The following is a 22,553-nucleotide window of genomic DNA, read 5'->3' as shown; positions in this document are numbered from 1 at the left end:
GAAGTTCCTAATTCTTATTTACTTTCTAGGTCATGCACAAACAATCCACTTAGTAATTTCGGCTCAAACCAGGTTGATTTTGGAGGCATAATTTCTGATGCATCAGCGACACTAAGTAAATCATCCATTGTCGGCGGGTACATCGCAAACGCAACAGAATGGCTTCCCTTATTCACTAGACGTTCTAGTTCACCAAGCCCACGAATTCCACCAACAAAATCAATTCGATTATCACGGCGAATATCTTCAATTCCAAAAATAGGTGTTAAAATTTGTTCCTGCAAGATAGAAACATCTAGTTTTCCAATCACATCGCTTGGAATCACATCGCTTTTGGCAACTAATTTATACCAATCCCCATCTAGATACATACCAATTTGTTTTGGACTCTCTGGTTTAAAAGTCGCTTTGCCCATTTCTTCTACATTAAAACTCGCTTTCACTTTATCTAGAAAATCTGCTTCTACTGGCACATTTACAACCCGATTATAATCTAAAATTTCCAACTGCTCTTCTGGAAAAACAACAGATAAGAAGAAATTAAATTCTGCTTCCGGGCCAGCATCAGGAAACTCCGCACGGCGCTTTAAACCGACTTTTACGGCTGATTCTGTCCGGTGATGTCCATCAGCAATATAAAATGCTGGTACTTCTGAAAACGCCGCTGATAGGTCTTCTAGAATGTAGGCATCTGTAATAGCCCAAACTTTATGTTCCACGCCATGAAAACTCTTAAAATCGTATTCAGGCTCATTTTCTTTCACCCAAGAGTTAATGAGCGTATTAATCGCTTCTTTTCCACGATAGGTTAAGAAAATTGGACTTGTATTCGCATCACATGTATCAACATGACGAATTCGATCCAGCTCCTTTTCTTCACGGGTTAATTCATGTTTTTTAATTTTTCCTTCTGTATAATCATCAATCGAAGTACAAACAACAAGTCCCGTTTGCGGTCGCCCGTTCATTGTTAATTGATAAATATAAAATGCTGGATTTGCTTCTCTTCCAAGCCAGCCGTCCAGCTCAAATTGTTCCAGATTATCAGCTGCTTTTTGATAAACAGCTGGATCATAAGGGGAAATATCCTTACTTAAATCAATTTCCGCCTTATCAATATGTAAAAATGAATATTGGTTGTTATTTCCCAGTTCACGCGCTTCGTCTGAATTTAGCACATCATAAGGTAGTGAAGCCACTTTTTCTGCCAAATTTTTAATCGGACGAATTGCTTTAAATGGTCTTATCTTTACCATAATTATCCTCCTTTTTAGTAAAAGAGTATGAATCATCTGGTCGTCACCATGAAGTTTCATACTCTTATTATTTCCCGGGTAATAATTTTAGACTGTCACGCCTAGAGGTTCGATTACACGAACACGCAAAACACCTTGAACTGCTAATAAATCGTTTTTTAATTGTTCTAAATTAGCTGGTGTTTCTTTATCAATATCAATTAATGTATAAGCATATTCATTTTTGCTGCGATTAGTCATATCCAAAATATTTAAGGAGTATTTCCCTAATTCGGTTGTAATTTGCCCAACCATATTAGGAATATTTTGGTGACAAATACCAATTCGAGGATGCCCGTTATATGGCATCTCCACATTAGGATAATTGACAGAGTTCTTGATACTTCCCGTCTCTAGATAAGCTTGCAACTCTTTCGCAGCCATTTTAGCACAGTTTGTTTCTGCTTCTTCTGTAGATGCGCCTAAGTGAGGAAAAACATGCACTTTCTTATGCCCTAACAGCTCTTTTGTTGCAAAATCAGTAATATATAAACGTAAAAGTCCAATATTCAAAGCGTCTTTGATTGCTGTTGTATCAACTAACTCACCACGAGAAAAATTTAATAAAACTGCATTATCTTTCACTAGTTGTAATGTGTCTGCATTAAACATGCCACGAGTTTTATCAGTTAAAGGTACATGAACAGTTAAATAATCACACGTCGCAAGTACTTCTTCTATCGTCATCGCTCGTTCTACTTCCTTAGATATTCTCCATGCTGTATCCACCGAAACGAAAGGATCATAACCTACAACATCCATTCCTAGTGCTAAAGCGTCATTCGCAACCAATGCGCCAATTGCTCCTAACCCGATAATTCCAAGTTTTTTTCCCGCAAGTTCTGTTCCTGCAAAAGCTTTTTTGCCAGCTTCTACTTTTTGCTCCACATCGTCTGCAGCAGGCAATTCTTTCACCCACTCAGTACCTTCCAAAATCGGTCTTGCAGAAACAAACAAGCTAGCGAGCACTAATTCTTTTACTGCATTCGCATTTGCACCAGGTGTATTAAATACCACAACTCCTCTTTCCGAACAACTTTCTACTGGAATGTTATTTACTCCAGCCCCCGCTCTTGCTACTGCTTTCACTGAATCTGGAAAGTCAAAATCGTGTAGGTTATAACTACGTAGTAAAATCCCGTCTGCCGCTTGATTCGCATCAATCACATACTTTTCAAGATCGAAAGTTTTTAATCCTTCTTTAGCAATCGCATTAAACGTTTGGATATTAAACACGTACTTCTCCCCCTTTTCGCGCATTCGCAAATTTTTCCATAAAGGTAATTAGTGCTTCAACTCCTTCAATTGGAAATGCGTTATAAAGGCTAGCACGCATTCCGCCAACTGAGCGATGACCTTTTAAATTAACAAAACCATTTGCTTCTGCTTCTTTAACAAAGGCTTTATCAAAATCTACCGAGCCTGTTACAAACGGAATATTCGTAAGCGATCTAGCAACAGGGTCAACTGGTGAAGAAAAGAAATCTGATCCATCAATATAATCATATAATAAAGCTGCTTTTTTACGATTCAATGCTTCTATTCCAGCAACTCCACCCTGCTCTTTTATCCATTCAAATACAAGTTTTGCCACATATATAGCAAATGTTGGTGGTGTGTTATACATCGATTCATTGTCCGCTTGCACTTTTAAATCAAGCATTGAAGGTAGTCCTTCCACTTGTCCAATTAAATCTTCACGAACAATAACTAGCGTCAGTCCAGCAGGTCCAATATTTTTTTGAGCGCCTGCATAAATAAGACCGAATTTTTTCACATCATATACACTTGATAAAATGTTTGAAGACATGTCGGCAACAATTGGTACAGCTGATTCTGGTACATCAAACATCGCTGTTCCTTCAATGGTGTTGTTTGTAGTTACATGTAAGTAGGCTGCATCACTAGAAACAGCAGGTATTTCAGGAATATAGCTAAAATTACGATCTTCTGAAGAGGCAATCACCTCCACCTCAACACCTTGAATTTTTTTAGCTTCTGAAATGGCCTTTTTTGCCCAAGATCCAGAGTTTACATAAGCTGCTTTTTTCCCATTTGCTAGATTCATTGGTACCATATTAAATTGTAAACTTGCACCACCTTGCAAAAATAGCACTTTGTAATTCTCGGGAATCTCCATCAATTCTCGAATCAAGCGCTCCGCATCGTCCATGATGTTTTGAAACAATTCTGATCTGTGACTCAGCTCCATAACGGACATTCCTGACCCATTATAAGAGAGCAATTCTCTTTGAACCTTTTCAAGTACCGATACTGGTAATACAGCCGGTCCTGCCGAAAAATTATAAACACGTTCCACTCAACATCTCTCCTGTCCATCAAATTTCCCCAATACTTACAAAAAATTTTCACCAGCAATAGATATTATTCTATTTTTACCAGTCAGATATGAGCCTTCCTCGTTAAACTTGTTGCTTTTTCGAAGTTCTATTCTTAAGAAATAAAAAAGCGAATCTGTGATATTCCACACAATATTCGGATTTTTCAGCACTTAAAAGAAAACACTGCCTTTTGTACTTTTGTATATTATAGCAGAAATAGTACTGTTTTTCAGAAAATTTATACTAAAACTCTAAATAAATGTGATGTTTAAAGATTCTGACATAAAAAAAGAGTGAGTAACAGCTGTTTAAAGCCATTCTCACTCTTTCTTTTTTTGAAAAACAGTTCACAAAAGATGTTAGCTATTATGTGCTTTTTTCCCTAAAGTAAACCAATACACTATAAAAAATACTACTAGCGCAATAATTGCAGTTCGATACATAATCGCATAGGTATAATAAGTAGCTACAATACTAAGACCAAAACTCCCGACAGCCATGCCAATATCCATACCTGAAAGAAAAGTTCCATTTGCCGTTCCTTTGTTATGTGGTGCAGCTCGGTCAACAGCAAGTGCTTGAAGTGCCGGTTGCGCCATCCCATACCCTAAACCAAAAAATAGTGAAGCAATAAATAAACTAATTGCTCCGGTTGCAAAGGAAAGAACTAAGATCCCCACAATCATTGAAATCGCTCCCGGAATAATAACAAAACGGTGTCCCTTTGTATCATATAGACTTCCTGCAAACATACGGCTGACAAGTACCATAATTGCTTGTCCAATAAAATAAACCCAAGTTGTAGTAATACCAATTTCTGTACCATAAACCATCATAAATGTTTGAATACCACCAAGCGGAATCGCCATAAGTAAACAAAGTCCAGCAGGTAGCAAAGCCGTTTTTTCAAATAGTTTCATTTTTTGATGAACCACATTTTCGGATTTTGGAAGTTTTAATTGCATCATTAATAACAAAATAATTACCATCAACACAAGCGAAAAAGTCACAAGTACATTAAAAGAAAAGTAATTCATAATTAAAATAGCAATAATCGGTGCGAGCGACATACCAAGTGCCGTCGTAAGCCCATAAAAACCAATACCTTCCCCTGTTCTGCTAGGTGGTACTAACTTTGAAACACCAGTCGCAATCGACGTTGTTCCAATCCCCCAACCAGCCCCATGGAAAAGTCGCAATATTAGCAATGCGGCAACCGCTGTCGACCAGTAAAAATTCACTGTAGTTAGTATTAATATCAAAAATCCGATAATAATTAATTTTTTCGGTCCAAATTTATCGTTCCAACTTCCTGCAATCGCACGCATAAACAATGCAACAACTGAAAAAAGCCCTACTGCAAGGCTTGCTTCCATTTGAGTTCCACCAAGTTCAATTATTCGTGCAGGTAATGTGGGCATAAAAACCATAAACCCAATATAAAGCATTACACTTCCAATTAATAAAAATATATAGTCCTTCGTCCAAAGTTTTGTCTTGTTTTCCAAATTATATTCCTTCTTTACTCTAAATTAGCAGAAACGCTTTTCAAAATAGCTGTTAGTTGCTCCACATCTTTCTGTGGAATGCCTGCAAATATTTTTTCACAACTAGCTTCCACAATGTCTCGCAGCTCATTCGTTTCTATTCGCCCTTTTTCTGTTAATGACAAAAGCGAGATTCGTCTGTCTTCTGTACTTACCTCTCGGACAATAAGTTCCTTCCTAAGGAGTACATCTACAATCCGATTCACGGTTGGTGTATCTTTCTTCGTCCAAAGTGCTATCTCTTTTTGCGAAATTGGCTCATTAGCTTCAATTCCTTCCAAAACAGACCATTGTTCTGGTGTTACATCATAGCTTGCAATTGCTCTCATCAAAAATAAATGCATTTTCTTTGCCGTAGTATTTACACTAAAAGAAACCTCGTCATAGTATCCGCGCATCTCTATCCTCTTTTCTATTGTCATAACAATAATTGTCATAACAACTATTATACATAATTATCTACAACATTGCAAGAAGAACAACCATTTTTTTATGACTGTCCTTCTATAATAGCTCCACAGCAAGAATGTCTCTAAACTCAATAATATGCTCTCGCCCAACTACATCCTCTAAAATAACTTCTTCTGTTAACATATCTATTTCTATTGGCACCAAATCGAGTTTTTCTATTTCTCCTAAACCTAAAAATGCAGCAGGATATTCAAAAGATGCAAGCTTTAAAGAAGAAACATCTGCTTCATGAAAATAGGTTAGTCGGACAAGCCATGCTCTTTTTTTCGCATCATTTAATGTGATAAAGAAACTTTCTCGTTCTAAATAATCTACTTCTGGCCGACTTGTTAAAAATGCGGCATTCTTTTGTATTGGTAATTGTTCTTTACGAATGGCTGTAACCATAATAATCACCTCTTACATTTATTATACGAACAAACGTTCTAAAAAGCAATTATTTTACTCAAAAGTTTTTTAATAAGCGTCGCAACTGGTTTAGCGCTTACATAAAATATTTCCGACAAAAACACTTGCAAATTAATAAATAGTTGCTATACTTATGTAAGTAAATAACATTAACAAAGGAGTTTTATTTTTATGACTAATACATTTTTAGATTCCATTAAAGTTCGTCGTTCCATTTATGCACTAGACAAAAACGTTTCATTAGAAGATTCCAAAATTGAAGAAATCGTTAAAGATGCTGTAAAATATAGCCCTTCTTCTTTCAATTCTCAAAGTTCACGTGCGGTTATTCTTTTAGGAGAAAACCACAATAAACTTTGGAACATTGTAGAAGATACTTTGCGCGCTATCGTTCCTGCCGAAAACTTTGCATCAACTGCTGAAAAAGTTGGTTCTTTCCGCGCTGGATATGGAACAGTTCTTTTCTTTGAAGATAATGCTGTTATTGAAGGTTTACAAGAAAACTTTGCTTTATATGCAGATAACTTCCCAGTTTGGGCTGAACAATCTACAGGTATTGCACAACACTCTGTATGGGTTGCTCTTGCAAATGCTGGTATTGGTGCTTCTCTTCAACATTATAACCCTCTAATTGACGATGCTGTTAAAGCTGAATGGGATATTCCTGCAAGCTGGAACTTACGCGCTCAAATGCCGTTTGGTAATATCGTTCAAGAAGCTGGGGAAAAAGAATTTATTGATGATGCAGAACGTTTCCGCGTTTTCAAATAATAAATGTTTCACGTGAAACAAAAAAATTCCGCGACCATTAACTGGTATCGCGGAATTTTTATTTTGCTAGACTTCGAAATCTACTTCTTAGCTCTTCACAGCTAACAATGCCAGCAATAGCACCTTTGATTTCTCCATCCACTAGAACGAGTGAATTAGGTATTCCTTTTACATCAAATTGTTGTGCTAACGCTCGTTCTCTATCTACATTAATCTTTACAACTTGAATGTTACCTTCTTCCACCTCAGAAAACTGCTCAAGTGTAGGCCAAAAACAACGGCAAGGAGCACACCATTCTGCCCAAAAATTAAGCAATATTTTAGGATGGCTACTAACAATCTCTTCCAAATTCTCTTCTTTTGCAAAAATAATCGCCATTCATATCCACCTCACATTCAGAATATTCCAAAGTTGTATTGTGGTCAAGTAAAGGGTTCTAGAATAACTATATATCTTGCTTTTTGTTCATTTTTTGACATATTTAAAATGTTTCACGTGAAACATTTTATTTACTATGTAATATTTCTAAAATACGTAAATCAAGCAAACCAGTGTGTTTTACAGTCATATCTGCATTACGAAGACCTGAACCAACACCTACACTAACAATATTTGCTGCATTTATTGCTTCAATGCCTGCTTGAGCATCTTCAATCCCAACAACTTCTGATGGAGTAAGTCCTAACCCACGAGTTGCTTCAATAAAGATTTCAGGATTTGGTTTTGATTTAGTGATCTTTGCTGCATCAACAATATAGTCAAAATCTTGTTCCATTCCTAATGCACTTAAAACTGTACGTGCGTTTTTAGATACAGAAGCAATTGCACATTTTAAGTTTTGCATTTTTAGTTCTGCAATCAACTCTTTAATCCCTGGTAGCACATCTGCAGGTGAAATTTCTTGAAGTAAACTAACATAGAATTCATTTTTATCAGCAGCAAGTGTTTCGAGCTCTTCTTTTGTAAAGTCATTTTCACGGTTATCTTTCTTTAAAATGAGTAGCAGCGAATCCATTCTACTCACTCCCTTTAAATTCTCATTAAATGCTTCATCAAATTCAATCCCAATACTCTCTGCTGTTTTTTTCCAAGCAAGGTAATGATAATGTGCAGTATCTGTGATAACACCATCTAAATCAAATAATACTCCTTTTAAAGCTATTGTCATTAAACTCTTCCTTTCCAAACTGCCGCCACATTTCGCGCGGTTCTTCTTAAATTATTAGGGGTTTCTTTTAGTATTTCTTCTAATGTTGCTGGTTCTGCAATAGATGGGAAAATAGCAGTAATTCCAGCTTTATAAACAGCATCTAAACCTGTCCCTACGCTTCCACAAATTGCAATAACGGGTGTTCCTAATGTCACTTGTTTTGCTACGCCTACTGGTGCTTTTCCTTCCGCAGTCTGCCCGTCCATTTTTCCTTCCCCGACGATAACTAAATCAGCATCTTCACAAACCGCTTGCATTTGAAGAGCTTCAATAACAAAATCGATTCCAGAGAGTAAATTTGCTTGTAAAAATGTCATGAGACCAGCGCCAATTCCGCCACCAGCGCCAGCACGAGGCATAGTGAGCATCATTGGATTTGCCAGCTGATAAAAATGCGCCATTGCTGCATCCACTTCTACTAAATCAGATTTCGGTAAACCTTTTTGAGGACCAAAAACAAATGTAGCTCCCTTTTCCCCACATAACGGGTTTTCAACATCAGTAACTACATTAATGGTGATGTTTTGCAACTCAGCTGGAACGTTTCTGGCGTTGATTGTTGCAACTTTCGCTAGGTTGGCGCCAATTGGTTGTAGCTTTTGCCCATCTTTATCCAGAAATTCATAGCCAAGCGCACTTGCCATGCCAATTCCGCCATCATTTGAAGCGCTTCCACCAATGCCAATAATAATCTCTGTTGCGCCTTTTTGGATAGCATAGAGAATTAATTCACCTACTCCTCTAGTACTGACTTGGAGCGGGTTTCTTTGACTTAAAGGAACTAAATGTAAACCACAAGTTTCAGCCATTTCAATAAGTGCGGTTTTATTTCCATCAGTAAAAGCAATTTCTGCCGGGAGAATATCTCCAAATGGACCAGAAACATTGACTTTCATTTTTGTTGCCAAGAAAGCCTCGCTTAAAATCGCTAACGTCCCTTCTCCACCATCACCAATTGGAAGTAAATGATAATCTGCATCAGGATAAACTTCTTGAAAGCCCTCTTTAATATACTCTGCTACCTCCTGCGCCGTCAAACTTTCTTTAAAAGAGTCCGGTGCGATAACGATTTTCATAAAGACACGTCCTTTTGTTCAAAGTTAATAATTAATTTATCCGTTAATAGCTGCTTTTCCCCTAGGATAATTAATTCTAGCACGCTTTTAGTCGCTTTTGAAAGTTCTAGTGTTTCTGATGTAATTTTAAAACTAATTTTTTCACCTTTCCAGATAAATTCAAAGGCTACCGATTTCCATGCATCTGGTAATTTCGGCGTAATTTGGAGTATTTCAGCGCTTGTATCAATACCTGCAAATCCAAAAATCACAGCCAGCCAAATAGCACCAAGGGAGGCAGCGTGGAGTCCGTCATCTGATGAATGTGGTTCTGGCCCAAGATCAATTAAACACGCCTCTTGGAAAAATTGATATGCCTGTAGTCTATCGCCTATCCGATTTGCTACTATTGCATGGATTGCTTTACTTAATGAAGAATCATGAATTGTCCGCTTTTCATAAAAATCTAAGTTTTTCTTCATTGTTTCCATATTAAAAATTGTTGGAAAAAGATAAAATAACATGACCAAATCAGCCTGCTTCAAGATTTGCAATTCATTCACTTCTTGCCGAGAATAGTCCAATAAAATTCCTTGTGTACCTTGATTTTTCTTATATTTATCCAAATTTATCCAATCTTTTTGAAGAAATGTATCATCTTGCGGAATTATCCCCGTATCACTCGCCACTGGCAAATACAAGTTTGCTAAAAACGCTTCCGCACGTTTTTGGAAGTTTTTATTTGCTTTATTCCAGTCCATAGCTTTTTTCACATTATAGTACGCCATGTAATTAGTATACGTATTATTATCGATATGCTCTGTGTATTCATCAGGTCCAATAACATCGAGTATTTCCAGGCGCCCATTACGATTAACAGCCCGACTTATCCAAAATTCAGCTGTTTCTAAGAGCATCTCGGCCCCATAATTTTGCATAAATTGCTCATCTTTTGTTGTTGCTTCATATTCACACACTGCAAAGGCAATATCCGCTACTAAATGATGCTCTGAAATTGCTGAAGCCACCTTTTGGCGTGTTCCCGTCCGAATATTAATTGCTGCAAATTCTGGCGTTTCTTCTTCCCCAGAGAATGCGCTTTCCCATGGATAAAGTGCCCCTTTGTAGCCGTTTTTAATTGCTTTTTCTTTTGCTTCTTTTAAATGTAAATAACGATATTGAAGCAATTGTTTCGCAGTTTTCGGTTGATTATATAAGAAAAATGGTAGAATAAATATTTCTGTATCCCAGAACACATGACCTTTATAACCTTCTCCAGTTAGCCCCTTCGCCCCGACACTACAACGAATGTCATCTTTTGGTGTCATAATCTCTAAATGATAGGTAGCAAAATCCAGCGCAAATTGATCCACTACATTTACACTGTCCACTTGAACTCCAGCAGATTGCCAAAAATCGTTCCAAGCTATATCTGAAGCCATTTTTAGTTCATGATAAGTGGTACTCGGAATTTCTTCATCCAATTTACCAAGTGTTGTATTAACCGAACTTATTTTTTCCAAAGTAAATGTTTCATTGGCCATCACATGTTGTTTTACTTCCGTCATCAACTGGCGGTTTTTAGCAGTGAAGATCCCTTTAGCACTTACTTTAGTTGCCACAACAATTTGTTGCTTACTTTCTATCGTCTCATATTCGCCAACCATCAATTCTTCATCAAAAATCCGCATGCTCAACTCTGCTAACTGTTGTGTGCCAAAATTTGTTTGCTGCCCATCAATCCCAGTTCGCACTTTCACTACCGCATTATCCGTTAAAGGGGTAATTTCAACTTTAGCTGCAATGAGGTGTTTCGCTACTTTGGAAACAAATCGTCGAAAATTAATCTGATATTTTTTATGTGAGCTACTTTCCCATGTGATCTTTCTGACTAATTCTCCTGTATTCATATCTAAATAACGTTCATAATGGTGAACTATTCCCGCTTGCATGGAGAAAACCTCGTCGTCAAGTGTCAACTGAAACCGCATAATATCTGGTAAGTTCACTAGTTCAGAACTTGTTGATCCGCTTGGTCGATTGTAAATTCCTGCTACATACATCCCGCGAACTTGCTCTGGATAGTCTTCCTCCAATACTCCGCGAATACCCAAATAACCATTCCCTATAGTCATTTGGCTTCCATATTTATTTAGATAATCTACTGCAAATTCCTTCTCGATTATTTTCTTCATAAAAAAACACTCTCACCTTTTTCTGCCGATTCGTATAAACTTTCAACAATTTTTTGAATTCTATAACCTTGTTCTGCACCCGCAAGTTGTTCATCTGACAAACCGAGCACGCTATCAACAAAAGCCTTCATACTATTTTCATGCTTATTCTCTTCAAGTGCTCCTAGTTGCTCCAAAAGCTGAAACTCACCTGCATTATCTGTATAAATTTCAGCAGGATAAAAACTACCACCCGCCAAGTCGCCAAAAAAGTCTACATTCAGCATGCTCTCCGGCTTAATATGTAAAGCAAAAGAAGTATCTAACTCAATTAAGCCACCATTTTCCAGCTCAATAAAGCCAAATAAAGCATCTTCCACTGTATACTTCGTTGGATCCCATGAACCAAATGTGCCATGGCTTTTTTTCGTGCCAATTTTTTGGAAACTTTTTGCCGTAACTTTTTTTACTTTTGGAAATCCAAGTACAAACATCGCCGCATCGAGCATATGAATTCCCATATCAATCAACGGTCCGCCGCCTTGCATCTCTTTATTTGTGAATGTGCCCCATCCCGGTACCCCTGAACGTCTAAGCGCAGTTGCTTTTACACAATAAATTTCTCCAAAAAGAGCCGCGTTTTGCTTTAAAAACCGTGCTTCACTTGAAAAACGGTGATGAAAATCATAGGCCAAAATAGTTTTTTTCTGCTCTGCTAAATCCCACATTGCTTTAGCTTCCGATGCACTCATTGCGGGTGGCTTTTCACACATAACTGCCGCCCCATGCGCAAGTGCCAACATCACATTATCAAAATGAAACCGATTTGGCGTACAAACACTAACAATATCTACTTGTTCGGTAGCAAACATTTCTTCTGCGGTAGCATAATAACTTTGAAAGCCATTTTTCACTTGAAATTCTGCCGCACGTTCTTTACTTGGGTCGCAAACAGCAACTAGTTCTAGCTCATCCCTTGTTTTATAATATGCCGCATGAACCTTCTCTGCGACTTGTCCTGCACCGATAATTGCCACTCTTTTTTTCATATTCGAAACTCCTTTTAGAAAAATCCGCCCGCTTCAATTGGGGCGGATTTTCTATTTTAAATTAAACAGTTTTTTAAGTGCGCTAATGCATCTTTATAAGCTTGCTCAGGATTCTCACTACGAACTCGACATTCAAAAGTTAAAAATCCGTTATAACCATTCTTTTTCAATTGATCAAAACTTGTTTTAAAATCAAGGCTTCCGCTTCCTGGTTGATAGCGATGATTATCCGCAACATGAATGTGACCTATCGAATCTTTATAGGTACGAAGCGCTCCTGGTATGCTGTCTTCCTCAATATTCATATGATAAAAATCAGCAATGATTTCAACATGCTTCAATTTGTTTGTATCAATATATTTCTGCGCATCACTTAGTAAATTAATCATATGATCTTGATAGCGATTAAGTGGTTCAAGATAAACTTTTGTCCCTGTTTCTAAAGCAATTTTATCCAAGTACATAAGCGATTCACTTACTGCTTTAAAATCACCTGCTTGAGATCGAGGTGAAGTCATTGGTGGCAATCGATATGTGAACATCCCCCACGCTGCTGGAACAACAATCCCTTGACCGCCAACCTCTTGTAAAGCTTCAAGAATTGTTTTAATTTCTTCCAAACCATTCAATCGGCGTTCTTCAATAAAGTCACCAATCCAACCATCATAGCCGCCACACGCTGTTGAAACAGGTAATCCGGTTTTCTTAATTGCCGCTTTGACTTCTTCCAAATTTTCAACAAGTAATTTACCGTCAATTTCAAAACCTTCAAAGCCCATTTCTTTTACATAAGCAAATTTTTCTTGAATATTTTCCGGGAAAAATGCTTGGTTTTGTGTTCCTAATTTCATTTTCACCACTCCTTATAAAGTAATACCCATTTTAATACTTAAATCGGGTTCTCTATCCACGTATTTCATATAACTTTCCGCTGATTCAGCAAATGGAACTACCGGATCAATTAAATCACTACAATCTAAGTAACCATTCATAAGCAGTTCCCAACAAGTTTCTTCAATTCGCTTGCGGTCCCAACGCGGATAATCAGGGTTAGGTTCACTTGCTGCACGTGAAAAGACAATTTTTGCATTATTGAAATGTGCTTCACGACCAAGATTAAAGCCATCTGGGAAAGGTTTCGCAAAAGCGACATAGGAAATCGTCCCACCATAAGCAATCCCGCGAAGTGCTGCTTGAAGTGCCGCAGAATTACCACTTGTTTCGATAATAGAATCCGCACCAAGTTTACCAGTAAGTCGTTTCACTTCTAAACCAACATCCGTATTAATCGGATCAAAAGTAGCGTCTGCACCGTGTTTCTCTGCAATTTCACGGCGATGGCTAAGTGGGTCTACGCCAATAACAATACTTGCTCCAGCTTTCTTTGCTAGTTGAATCGCAATTTGCCCGATTGCTCCTAGCCCCACAACGACAACATAATCACCCGCACGAACATGGGCATCACGTACACCGCTCATTGCAAATTGGGCCGGATCATAACAAACCGCATTTTTCCAATTCGCTCCTTCTGGCAACTTACGTAGTTTGTAGTTATCGACTGCCTTTACAATCACCGTTTCCATAATTGGCCCGTAAGAACAAACAATATCTCCAAGCTCGTATTCCGTCACTTTACTACCAAGTTCTATAATTTCACCAACAACCATATTCCCCAGCTGGAACTCGCCAAAGACAATACCTCGTGCGCTATTTGTTTCACGTGGAACAAATAGATTCCATTCTGGTGAAAACTCTTCATCAATAAAAGGACTAATTCCACGGAAATCCACTACTTCTGTTCCATGTTTTGGAGAAGCGAATTGCACTTTAATTTTTACTTCATCTTCTAAAACTTCCCGGTCAAAATACTCTACTAATTCTGCCACGCGCGGTGCAGTTGCAACTAATTTTTTCATTTATATAAACTTCCTTTCTTATCCTTTAACTCCGCCATCAGTTAAGTTTCCTTTAATAAATCTTTCTGAAATTGCGTACATAATAACAACTGGTAGCGCCGTAACAAGCGATGCCGCCATCATTCTACCCCAAATGTAGTCTGGTGTACTAAAGAGTGTGTTAAGTCCAATTGGTAATGTGAATTTCTCTGAGCTTGATAAGAATATCGAAGCAAACAGATAGTCATTCCAAGCAACCATAAAGCAATATACAAACACTGATACAATACCTGAAATCGCTAGCGGTACAATAATCCGCAAAATTATCTGGAATCGGTTCAGCCCGTCCATCATTGCAGCTTCTTCAATATCAGTTGGAATTGTATCAAAATAACTTTTCAACATAAATACTGCTGTTGGAAGTGTTTGTACAACCATCGTGATAATTAAAGCTGTTTCCGTATCATATAAACCTAAACTTGAAATAATTTTAAATAAAGGAACAATTAATAAAATCCCTGAAAACATATAAACTGTATAAAAACTTGCATTAATCGTAATTCGCCCTTTAAAGCGTAATTTTGAAAGGGCATACGCGCCTAAAATCCCTAAAACAACCGCAATTCCGGCTGCAAAAACCGAAACGATTAAACTGTTTTTAAAATAGGTTACAAACGGAAAAATATCCGGGTTAAAAATATCTATATAGTGTTGGAAAGTGAAATCCTTTGGAAAAAATGTTGGATGTGTCGAAATGGCCTCTTTGCTGCTTTTAAAAGAAGTCATTAACATAATCAAAAATGGGAACAAGGTAATACATAAAAATGCAACCATCGTCACATAAAAGGCGATTTTCTTTGTTCTTTTTGACTTTTTACTACTTACTGCCATTCAAATCCACCCGCTTTCTTGCAAAAATAATCACAACAAAAATAATGACAAATAATATCACAGAAATCGCTGCTGCTTTTCCTAAATCATTGAATGCGAATGCTGTTTTATATAAATAAACTCCAAGGATATTTACTTTATTCGTGAGTAAGTATACATCGGTAAACATATAGAACATCCAAATCGCCCGAAGCGTAATAACTGTTGCTAAAACCGGCATAATTGCTGGCAAAGTAACGATTTTGAATTTATCCCAAATGTTCGCTCCGTCCATATCAGCCGCCTCATAAAGCGACTTATCGACCGTTTGCAAAATTGCCAAAAACGAAATAAATGCATAAGGAAAATAACGCCATATCGCAAAAAATGTTACTAAAAAGAAACTAGAAACTGGATTATCAAACCATAGTGGTGCTTCTTTAAATAGATGAAGTACGTCCACTGTCATAAAATTAATCACGCCATATCCATTGTTAAACATATATTTCCATGCAAAAATCAGGGAAATAGATGGTGTTACATAAGATAAAATAATTAGCGATCGAGCTGTCTTTCTAAACCTAAATTCACGGTTAAAGAATATCGCCACAAGCAGTCCCATCCCAGTGCTTCCGACTACTACAAGCGCTGTATACGCTATTGTCAATCCTAATGATTTATAAAACTCTGGGTCTTTTAAAATGTCGATATAATTTTGTAAACCAATAAAGATTGATTTAATATTCGGGTTAAGCGGCATATCTAAAAAACTGATATGGATATTAGAAATCATCGGGTATAAAACCAGTGCCGCCAGTAAAACAAAACTTGGTGCGAGTAAAATCATTGCTAACTTAAAGTCTGATCTTTTATATACTTTCGTTTTCATAATGCCTCCTTAAATCAAAAAGCGACGTACTAGACTGTCAAAAAAGACGGGGAGAAACCTATATTCTCCCCGCTATTTTATTAATTACCTTCTTCGGCTTTTTTCTGCGCAGCTTTTAGATCATCTGAAACATCCCCGCCGCCAACAGTTACATTATTAACCATTTGGGCAATAATTCCTGAACTAGTAATATCTCCCATTTTCGTGAAGTTTTTACCGTCAACAAGCCCAAAAACTTGGATGTCATTGAAAGAAGCTGCAATTTCATTCGGAAGATCTCCAAACGATTTAATTACTTCATTTTCTTTGTAAGCTTTTTGTTCTACTACTTCTTTATTTACTGGTTGAGCGCCACCTGGAGACATAAGTACCCAAGTTGTCATATTTTTTGGTTCTGATAGATATTCAATAAATTTCTTTGTTGCTTTCTTCTGTTCATCATCTAAACCAGCTGAGATAGTTAAGCCAGAAACTGTTCCATAAACTGCTTTCTCTTTTTCTTCTGGAATGGCGAATCCAATATTAGATGGATCTCCTTCTTCATAGACTGACGGAAGAATATACGTAGAATACATTGCCATTGGAACCGTTCCATTCATAAACGCGTCCTTAATTTCTGTTACGTCATTAGAGCCGGGCATTGTATAAGCTGATAGATCTTTATAGTATTGCAAAGCTTCTTTCATTTCTGGTGTATCAATAGTTATATCGCCTTTTTTATCTAAAACGTTTGCTTTGTTAGAAAGGGCGAACTGTGAAAATGCTTGCTCACTAATTGTGCTTTCGGCAGTTGGAATTGCAATGCCATATTTTTTATCTGCTTTGTTTGTGAATTTTTTTGCTACTTTTTCAACATCAGCCCAGCTTTTAGGTTCTTCAAATCCAGCATCACTAAGTGCTTTTTTGTTATACCAAATACCTTGAATCCAACCACTTAGAGGAACTGCAATATAGCTGTCACCATCTTCAGAGCGAACTAGGTTAGTTGCGCCTTCATAGTAGTTATCTTCTCCCACGGATTTAATAACATCTTTTACTGCATCTTGATCAATTAGTTCATCTTTATCCATTACTTTAGCAAAATCTTGACTTACTTCCATTACTGCTGGAAGTTTACCAGAACGAGCAAGCGTTACTACTTTTGTATTAAAAGCATCTTCCTCTACTGGAATTTGTTTTACTTTAATTTTTGGATTTTCTTTTTCAAAATCAGCAATTAATTTTTTAATAACATCTAAACGTTCTTTTTCAACAGATGAATGCATAAATTCAATCGTTACTTCACCGCTACTACTACCGCTAGAACTTTTCCCTCCACATGCAGCGAGTATCGCACTTAGAACCAACACAACAACAAGTAATCCAAGACTCTTTTTCTTCATTTTTGTTCCTCCCTGTAATTTTTGGTTTTTAGCCAGCAGAATTCGTAGCCACTAAGTTTTATGGAATCGCTCCCAGTTATAGTGGAGTTTGTATAGATATTTGTATAAACGCCGCTGTCTAGTGAGTAATCTACTTCCTTCTCAGATAAATTATGAATCAATATAAGAGATTCTGTTCCTGCCGATCTTTTGATAACAAACAACTCTGCAGGAGAATCGATAACTTCCATCTCAATTTCTGGATGGAAAAGTGATTCCATTTTTCGTACATTAATCAGTTTTGTTAATGCTTCATAAGTCTCTTTTCGTAAAGAGCCATTCTCTTCTAATTCAGCTGTAATTTCAGCTAAATCATATTTTTTTCTATTAATGGAACGATTTTGACCTGTTTTTAAAGCTCCAGCAGTATCATTTCTACTACCTAAAATACTTTGAATATAAACAGCTGGAACACCTGGTATTGCCATTAATATTGCATGTGCCACTACAAAACGATGTAATCTAGTTGCATCACTATCAGTTTGTTTACTTAGCGCATCCATATATGTCACATTTATTTCATAAGGACTTTTAGAACCATCCGGATTCTGTTTATATGAAACTAATGCACCTTCTTGTTCAAGATCATTCACTAATGCCAAAATTTCTGCTTCTGGTATAATTCCGCGAACTGGATTTAGACCAATACCATCATGAGAAGCAAGGAAATTAAAGAATGTTCGCTTACCCTCTGGCAATTCCAATTCTCTAGCCCAATTACTTAAAAATTCTGCATTGCCATGATGAATCCCATGTAATACTAGTGGCGGAAGTGGAAATTGGTAAACCATGTGCGCTTCTTTTTCTTCGTTTCCAAAATAGCTAATATTATCTACATGTGGCACATTGGTTTCCGTAATAATAATTGTCCCGGGAGCCGCCATATCTACCAAATCTCTAAATAATTTCACAATTTCATGCGTTTCTTCTAAATGAATCGAGCTAGTTCCAGGCACTTTCCACATAAAACCAACTGCATCAAGCCGCACATATTCTGCTCCCTGCTCCAAATAAAACAACAACACATCAACCATCTTATAAAGTACTTCTGGATTTGCAAAATTTAAATCAATCTGATCTTCACTAAAAGTCGTCCAAATGTACTTCTCTTCCCCAGATGCAAACTTAAATGGAGTAAGTACAGGCGTGGCACGTGGCCGAGTTACCGAACTAAGGTCTGTTTTTGGATCCATCTCCACGAAAAAGTTCGCAAATTCAGGATCATCTGCCAAATATCGCTTAAACCAGTCGCTTTTCGCTGACATGTGATTACAAACAAAATCAAACATTAATCGCGCTGATTTTTCCATTTCACGAATATCCGACCAATCACCAAGTTTAGGATTTACCTGCTTATAATCAATCACTGAAAATCCATCATCCGACGAGTATGGGTAAAATGGCAAAAAATGAACTAACTCAAAAACAGATTTTAAATAACCATCATACATTTTCTTAAAACTTGTTAATGTTTTTTTTGATTCTTCCTGAAACTGGTCTCCATATGTAATTAAAACAATATCTTTCTCATCCCACTTGTTTTTACGTGTTAACTTTTGTTCTTTCGTTTCATTTACTCGCGCTTCGATTCTTACTGCTAAACTGTCCACCACATCTTCCGGATATAATCGCGAAAGGCGTTTTCTTAAATTTGTCATTATATACCTCCTAACCGGGAGCGCTCCCACAAAAAGAATTATAGTATGGAAAGCGCTTTCTGTCAAACACAATTTTAAATTGTTTTTTTGATATGTTGATATAGAAGTGTTTTGAAAGCACTATAGCCTCTAGTTGGACTTTTTCTTAAAAATTGAGTAAGATAAACAGGGATAATAATGACCGGAACCGATACCGGAACGATAAATAGAGAAAGGAAGATGACCTTGGCAGCAACCATTTATGATATAGCAAAACACGCGGGAGTTTCAAAATCAACGGTATCAAGAGTACTAAATAATCAAGCGAACATTTCCAAAGAATCACGAAGAAAAGTACTAGAAGCTATTGATGAACTTAATTATCAACCAAGTAAATTGGCACGTGCCCTTACTTCTTCTGGATTTGATGCTATTATGGTTATTTCAAATCGCTCTACTACTACAACTACTGGGAATCCTTTCTTTTCAGAAATAATTCAATCCATTTCCACTCAAGCTGAGTTGGAAAATTTTGATTTAATCCTTCAAACAGCTAAAAATAGCGAAGATGAACTTAAAAAATGCCTTTCTAAAATCCAAGAAAAAATGATTAAAGGTATCATAATGCTTAGTTCCCCCGCTGACGAAGATTTTTTTCATCAATTAGATCCTTATAACATTCCTATCGTTGTTACTGGAAAAGTAGAAGGGAGTTATAAAAATATCTACTCTGTTGATACCGACAATTTTGGTGACAGCTATGCACTAACCAAACATTTAATTAATCAAGGACATAAAAAAATTGCTTGTATTCATGCACCGCTCAACTATCATGTTTCTATTGATCGCCTTGCTGGTTTCCGCAGTTGTCTTTTTGATCATCAATTAGATCTTCGTAATGACTGGATTATTGATAGTGGTTATAGTATTGAAGACAGTTACAGCGCCGCACTACGCTTAATGGAAGGGTCTGATAAACCAACCGCCGTTTTTGCAACAGATGATTTAAAAGTGCTTAGTATTTACAAAATGGCTGCAGACAGAGACTTACAAATTCCTACAAATCTCTCTGTTATCGGTTATAATGATAAAGTAGCGTCATCATTTCTATCACCGCCACTTACATCAATTGATATACCCATAAATAAATTAGGAAAAAAAGCGACTACATTACTATTCCGCCTTATTCATCAGGATAAAAACGTACCAAAAACAACGATTATTAAAACAGAAATGATAGAACGTGACTCTATTCAGAAAATAAATAGCTAATGTTATTTTCTGAATTTACTTTGTGGTCCTGTAGCTCAGTTGGGAGAGTATCACCTTGACATGGTGGGGGTCGCTGGTTCGAGACCAGTCGGGACCATTTTATAACAGCAAAAAACCCGCATGATAAAAATTCAATTATCATGCGGGTTTTTTTATTTAAATAACTTACCAATTTTCTTAAAAATGCTATCCTCAATAATATCAATTCCAATACCCCAATTGCTATTAAGAATCTCTTTATTCACTTTCACATAGTCTTTCAAAACTTCTCCTGAAATAGTGAGGTTATGATATGGTTTATACTCCAAATAAGTAGAAGCACCATTTTTCATGATTTTCTTCGTAACGCGATGTTGCAGATACTTAGAATTAATATCACATTCTTGCCGCGTAAATGATTCTTGCTGATCAATAGACTTATCTGTTGTCAAATGAATCTCCATTTTAATAACATTGCGATCCACCCAGTACGGGAAATCTTTGTGGAAATGTTTTTCAGCTCCATCATCAATGAAATTACCCCAATTCCAGTAGTGTAAGAAACGGTTTTTATTTTCTACAATATAAGGATCAGAAATAGTCGCTTTATATATGATTGAAAGCTCATTTAATTCTTTATTATCTTCCACTATTTTAATTGATTCATCGCTAAAATATTTATCAATCTCATTTTCTTCATATTTTTTGTATAAAGTCATATTGCTATATGTGGCAAAATTATAACGATTGATAATATCTTTAATTGAGTCATTTTTAAACATTTCACGCGAGCCATTAGCCATTCTGCCGCGTAACTTTCTTTCAAAAGTAACATACCCTTTGTTTTCTTTGACATCACATCGAACAATTTCTTCCACAGATGGCACTTGATCTTGAAATGGCTCTTGTTTTTGTAATTCCGTACCTTCTTTAATTTCTAAATAATACATAAAGCTATTTTTCTGACGGTTTTCTAAAAATCCCTGGTCATTATTGATTGTCGCATCCACAAAATAAACTTGATTTTCATAATTAATTTTTAAAATCGCGTGGTTAAAATTGAACGGGGACGGCGCATAGACAGGTAAAAAGATATCTCTATCATAACTAACCAAAATAAACTCTGAATCTACTCCCAAATAATCTAATAATACTTTTAATAAGAGGGTTTTCGCCTTACAATCACCTTGTTTCGTATTGTAAGTAACTTCTGCCGGTTGAGGTTCATGCCCATCCATTTCCGCTTCATTATATAAATAGTAAACTTCCTTTTGAACAAAATCGATAGCATGTCGGATTTTATGTTGTAAAGAAGGTAATTCATCTAATTCAGCAATGAAATCAGCTGCAAAATCAGTTACATCCACTTGATAGAATTTTTGATATAAATCACTAACAGTTTTCGTTATTTCTGGATACGTTTTTTGTGTCGTAAAATCAATAAATGGTAAAAGTTCCAATTCATTTGGATCTTTTCCAATATAAGAATTTTTTTCAATAACATATGACTTTTGATTTTCAACTATTTCTCGCTCTTTTTCTATAATTTTTCCTTCATCATCACGGAAATAATTGTAATTTACCTCTAATTGTTGCCCAGTTTCATTTTTTAACTCAAAACGGTATTTCCCATACGCCCAGTACGAGTTTGGATACGTATAAATCCAACGGAAAAATTGATTACGAATGCTATCTTCTTGATATTTCAGCTCGGTTGATGTTTCAATAATAAAAATATCATTTAAATGCAAATCGCGAATTAAAACGGTCACTTTCTTTTCATCATTAAAACTAGCTTGATTTTCATCGCGTACATAATCTAACACTTTCACATTTATATCATTTAATTTATCAATTACTTTCCCATCACGAACAACAGATAAAGTATGAATATAAAGCACTTCATCTTCCGCTAAAATAAAATTAGATTTTGCTGCCGAATTTAACATATTGGGATCATTTAAAGTATAAGCCATTGATGTATAGCTAGTTCGTGAATTTGGTTTTGCTGTTTCCACCATATCACACCAAAAACAATAATCTCGTTCTTGTGCAATTTGAGCTTGATAAAAATCTGTTTGTTGCGTCTTTAACCAAGCATCAATATTTTCTTGTTTGGTTTTATCAGAACTTAAATCCGAATTCACAAAATAATAATTTTTTTCCATAGTAGGACTCCTCATATGATATTTTTTCTTTTGACCTTCTTATTTTAACAATAATTAAGGGGCATAAACAAGGACATAACGACAAATTTATAGTTTTCT

Annotated in this window: 20 protein-coding genes and 1 tRNA gene; 3 read left to right on the top strand and 18 right to left on the bottom strand. The window is 36.4% G+C overall.

Annotated elements, in window-relative coordinates:
• Positions 1-14: 14 nt before the first annotated feature.
• From HCJ50_RS05840 to HCJ50_RS05815, 6 genes are all read right to left on the bottom strand, one after another.
• On the bottom strand, positions 15-1,256 hold the full coding sequence (locus tag HCJ50_RS05840; RefSeq protein ID WP_185380417.1) for a DUF1015 domain-containing protein: 1,242 nt from the start codon (positions 1,254-1,256) through the stop codon (positions 15-17).
• A gap of 87 nt (positions 1,257-1,343) precedes the next feature.
• Positions 1,344-2,531: a phosphoglycerate dehydrogenase gene (locus HCJ50_RS05835; protein WP_185380418.1), complete on the bottom strand. Its 1,188-nt coding sequence runs from the start codon at positions 2,529-2,531 to the stop codon at positions 1,344-1,346.
• Complete coding sequence (serC, locus tag HCJ50_RS05830) at positions 2,524-3,615, bottom strand: 3-phosphoserine/phosphohydroxythreonine transaminase (protein ID WP_185380419.1); 1,092 nt, start codon at positions 3,613-3,615, stop codon at positions 2,524-2,526. The genes HCJ50_RS05835 and serC overlap by 8 nt, the downstream gene beginning before the upstream one ends.
• A 381-nt stretch (positions 3,616-3,996) precedes the next feature.
• Positions 3,997-5,145: a lmo2826 family MFS transporter gene (locus HCJ50_RS05825; RefSeq protein ID WP_185344266.1), complete on the bottom strand. Its 1,149-nt coding sequence runs from the start codon at positions 5,143-5,145 to the stop codon at positions 3,997-3,999.
• 14 nt (positions 5,146-5,159) lie between these two features.
• Positions 5,160-5,582: a MarR family winged helix-turn-helix transcriptional regulator gene (locus HCJ50_RS05820; protein ID WP_038406312.1), complete on the bottom strand. Its 423-nt coding sequence runs from the start codon at positions 5,580-5,582 to the stop codon at positions 5,160-5,162.
• A 106-nt stretch (positions 5,583-5,688) separates the two neighbouring features.
• Entirely contained in the window at positions 5,689-6,042 is a 354-nt protein-coding gene (locus HCJ50_RS05815; RefSeq protein ID WP_003721123.1) for a hypothetical protein, read from the bottom strand.
• Between the two features lie 192 nt (positions 6,043-6,234).
• Between HCJ50_RS05815 and HCJ50_RS05810 the strand changes: the two genes are divergently transcribed.
• Positions 6,235-6,834, top strand: a complete 600-nt coding sequence (locus tag HCJ50_RS05810; RefSeq protein ID WP_185344268.1) for a nitroreductase family protein — start codon at positions 6,235-6,237, stop codon at positions 6,832-6,834.
• A gap of 58 nt (positions 6,835-6,892) precedes the next feature.
• Here the strand turns inward: HCJ50_RS05810 and HCJ50_RS05805 are convergent, their stop codons facing one another.
• The 11 genes from HCJ50_RS05805 to HCJ50_RS05755 all read right to left on the bottom strand — a co-directional run bounded on the left by HCJ50_RS05805 (position 6,893) and on the right by HCJ50_RS05755 (position 19,056).
• Positions 6,893-7,213: a thioredoxin family protein gene (locus HCJ50_RS05805; RefSeq protein ID WP_185344270.1), complete on the bottom strand. Its 321-nt coding sequence runs from the start codon at positions 7,211-7,213 to the stop codon at positions 6,893-6,895.
• A gap of 127 nt (positions 7,214-7,340) precedes the next feature.
• Positions 7,341-8,003: a beta-phosphoglucomutase gene (gene pgmB, locus HCJ50_RS05800; protein ID WP_185344272.1), complete on the bottom strand. Its 663-nt coding sequence runs from the start codon at positions 8,001-8,003 to the stop codon at positions 7,341-7,343.
• Positions 8,003-9,121, bottom strand: a complete 1,119-nt coding sequence (locus HCJ50_RS05795; protein WP_185344274.1) for a glycerate kinase — start codon at positions 9,119-9,121, stop codon at positions 8,003-8,005. The genes pgmB and HCJ50_RS05795 overlap by 1 nt, the downstream gene beginning before the upstream one ends.
• Positions 9,118-11,295 (bottom strand): glycoside hydrolase family 65 protein, encoded by a 2,178-nt coding sequence (locus HCJ50_RS05790; protein WP_185344276.1) that lies wholly within the window; start codon positions 11,293-11,295, stop codon positions 9,118-9,120. The genes HCJ50_RS05795 and HCJ50_RS05790 overlap by 4 nt, the downstream gene beginning before the upstream one ends.
• Complete coding sequence (locus HCJ50_RS05785) at positions 11,292-12,323, bottom strand: Gfo/Idh/MocA family protein (protein ID WP_185344278.1); 1,032 nt, start codon at positions 12,321-12,323, stop codon at positions 11,292-11,294. Before HCJ50_RS05785 ends, HCJ50_RS05790 begins: the two co-directional genes overlap by 4 nt.
• Positions 12,324-12,379: 56 nt before the next feature.
• Complete coding sequence (locus HCJ50_RS05780) at positions 12,380-13,174, bottom strand: sugar phosphate isomerase/epimerase family protein (RefSeq protein WP_185344280.1); 795 nt, start codon at positions 13,172-13,174, stop codon at positions 12,380-12,382.
• A 12-nt stretch (positions 13,175-13,186) separates the two neighbouring features.
• Positions 13,187-14,239 (bottom strand): zinc-dependent alcohol dehydrogenase, encoded by a 1,053-nt coding sequence (locus HCJ50_RS05775; protein ID WP_185344282.1) that lies wholly within the window; start codon positions 14,237-14,239, stop codon positions 13,187-13,189.
• An 18-nt stretch (positions 14,240-14,257) separates the two neighbouring features.
• Positions 14,258-15,109, bottom strand: a complete 852-nt coding sequence (locus HCJ50_RS05770) for a carbohydrate ABC transporter permease (RefSeq protein ID WP_185344284.1) — start codon at positions 15,107-15,109, stop codon at positions 14,258-14,260.
• Positions 15,096-15,977 (bottom strand): carbohydrate ABC transporter permease, encoded by an 882-nt coding sequence (locus HCJ50_RS05765; RefSeq protein ID WP_185344286.1) that lies wholly within the window; start codon positions 15,975-15,977, stop codon positions 15,096-15,098. The genes HCJ50_RS05770 and HCJ50_RS05765 overlap by 14 nt, the downstream gene beginning before the upstream one ends.
• Before the next feature lie 80 nt (positions 15,978-16,057).
• Complete coding sequence (locus tag HCJ50_RS05760) at positions 16,058-17,359, bottom strand: ABC transporter substrate-binding protein (protein ID WP_185344288.1); 1,302 nt, start codon at positions 17,357-17,359, stop codon at positions 16,058-16,060.
• Entirely contained in the window at positions 17,356-19,056 is a 1,701-nt protein-coding gene (locus tag HCJ50_RS05755) for a sugar phosphorylase (protein ID WP_185380427.1), read from the bottom strand. Before HCJ50_RS05755 ends, HCJ50_RS05760 begins: the two co-directional genes overlap by 4 nt.
• A gap of 225 nt (positions 19,057-19,281) precedes the next feature.
• On the opposite strand from HCJ50_RS05755, the gene HCJ50_RS05750 reads away from it, so the two are divergent.
• Together HCJ50_RS05750 and HCJ50_RS05745 are read left to right on the top strand one after the other, a co-directional pair.
• On the top strand, positions 19,282-20,307 hold the full coding sequence (locus HCJ50_RS05750) for a LacI family DNA-binding transcriptional regulator (RefSeq protein WP_185380491.1): 1,026 nt from the start codon (positions 19,282-19,284) through the stop codon (positions 20,305-20,307).
• A gap of 24 nt (positions 20,308-20,331) precedes the next feature.
• Positions 20,332-20,404, top strand: a tRNA-Val gene (locus tag HCJ50_RS05745).
• Between the two features lie 55 nt (positions 20,405-20,459).
• On the opposite strand, the gene HCJ50_RS05740 is transcribed toward HCJ50_RS05745, so the two are convergent.
• Positions 20,460-22,454, bottom strand: a complete 1,995-nt coding sequence (locus tag HCJ50_RS05740; protein WP_185380428.1) for a transglutaminase family protein — start codon at positions 22,452-22,454, stop codon at positions 20,460-20,462.
• Positions 22,455-22,553: the final 99 nt, after the last annotated feature.

It is taken from the genome of Listeria immobilis, assembly GCF_014322765.1.
In the GTDB taxonomy this organism is placed as follows: domain Bacteria; phylum Bacillota; class Bacilli; order Lactobacillales; family Listeriaceae; genus Listeria; species Listeria immobilis.
Note: the sequence above shows the minus strand (reverse complement) of the source record. Positions and strands in the feature narration are given on the sequence as shown.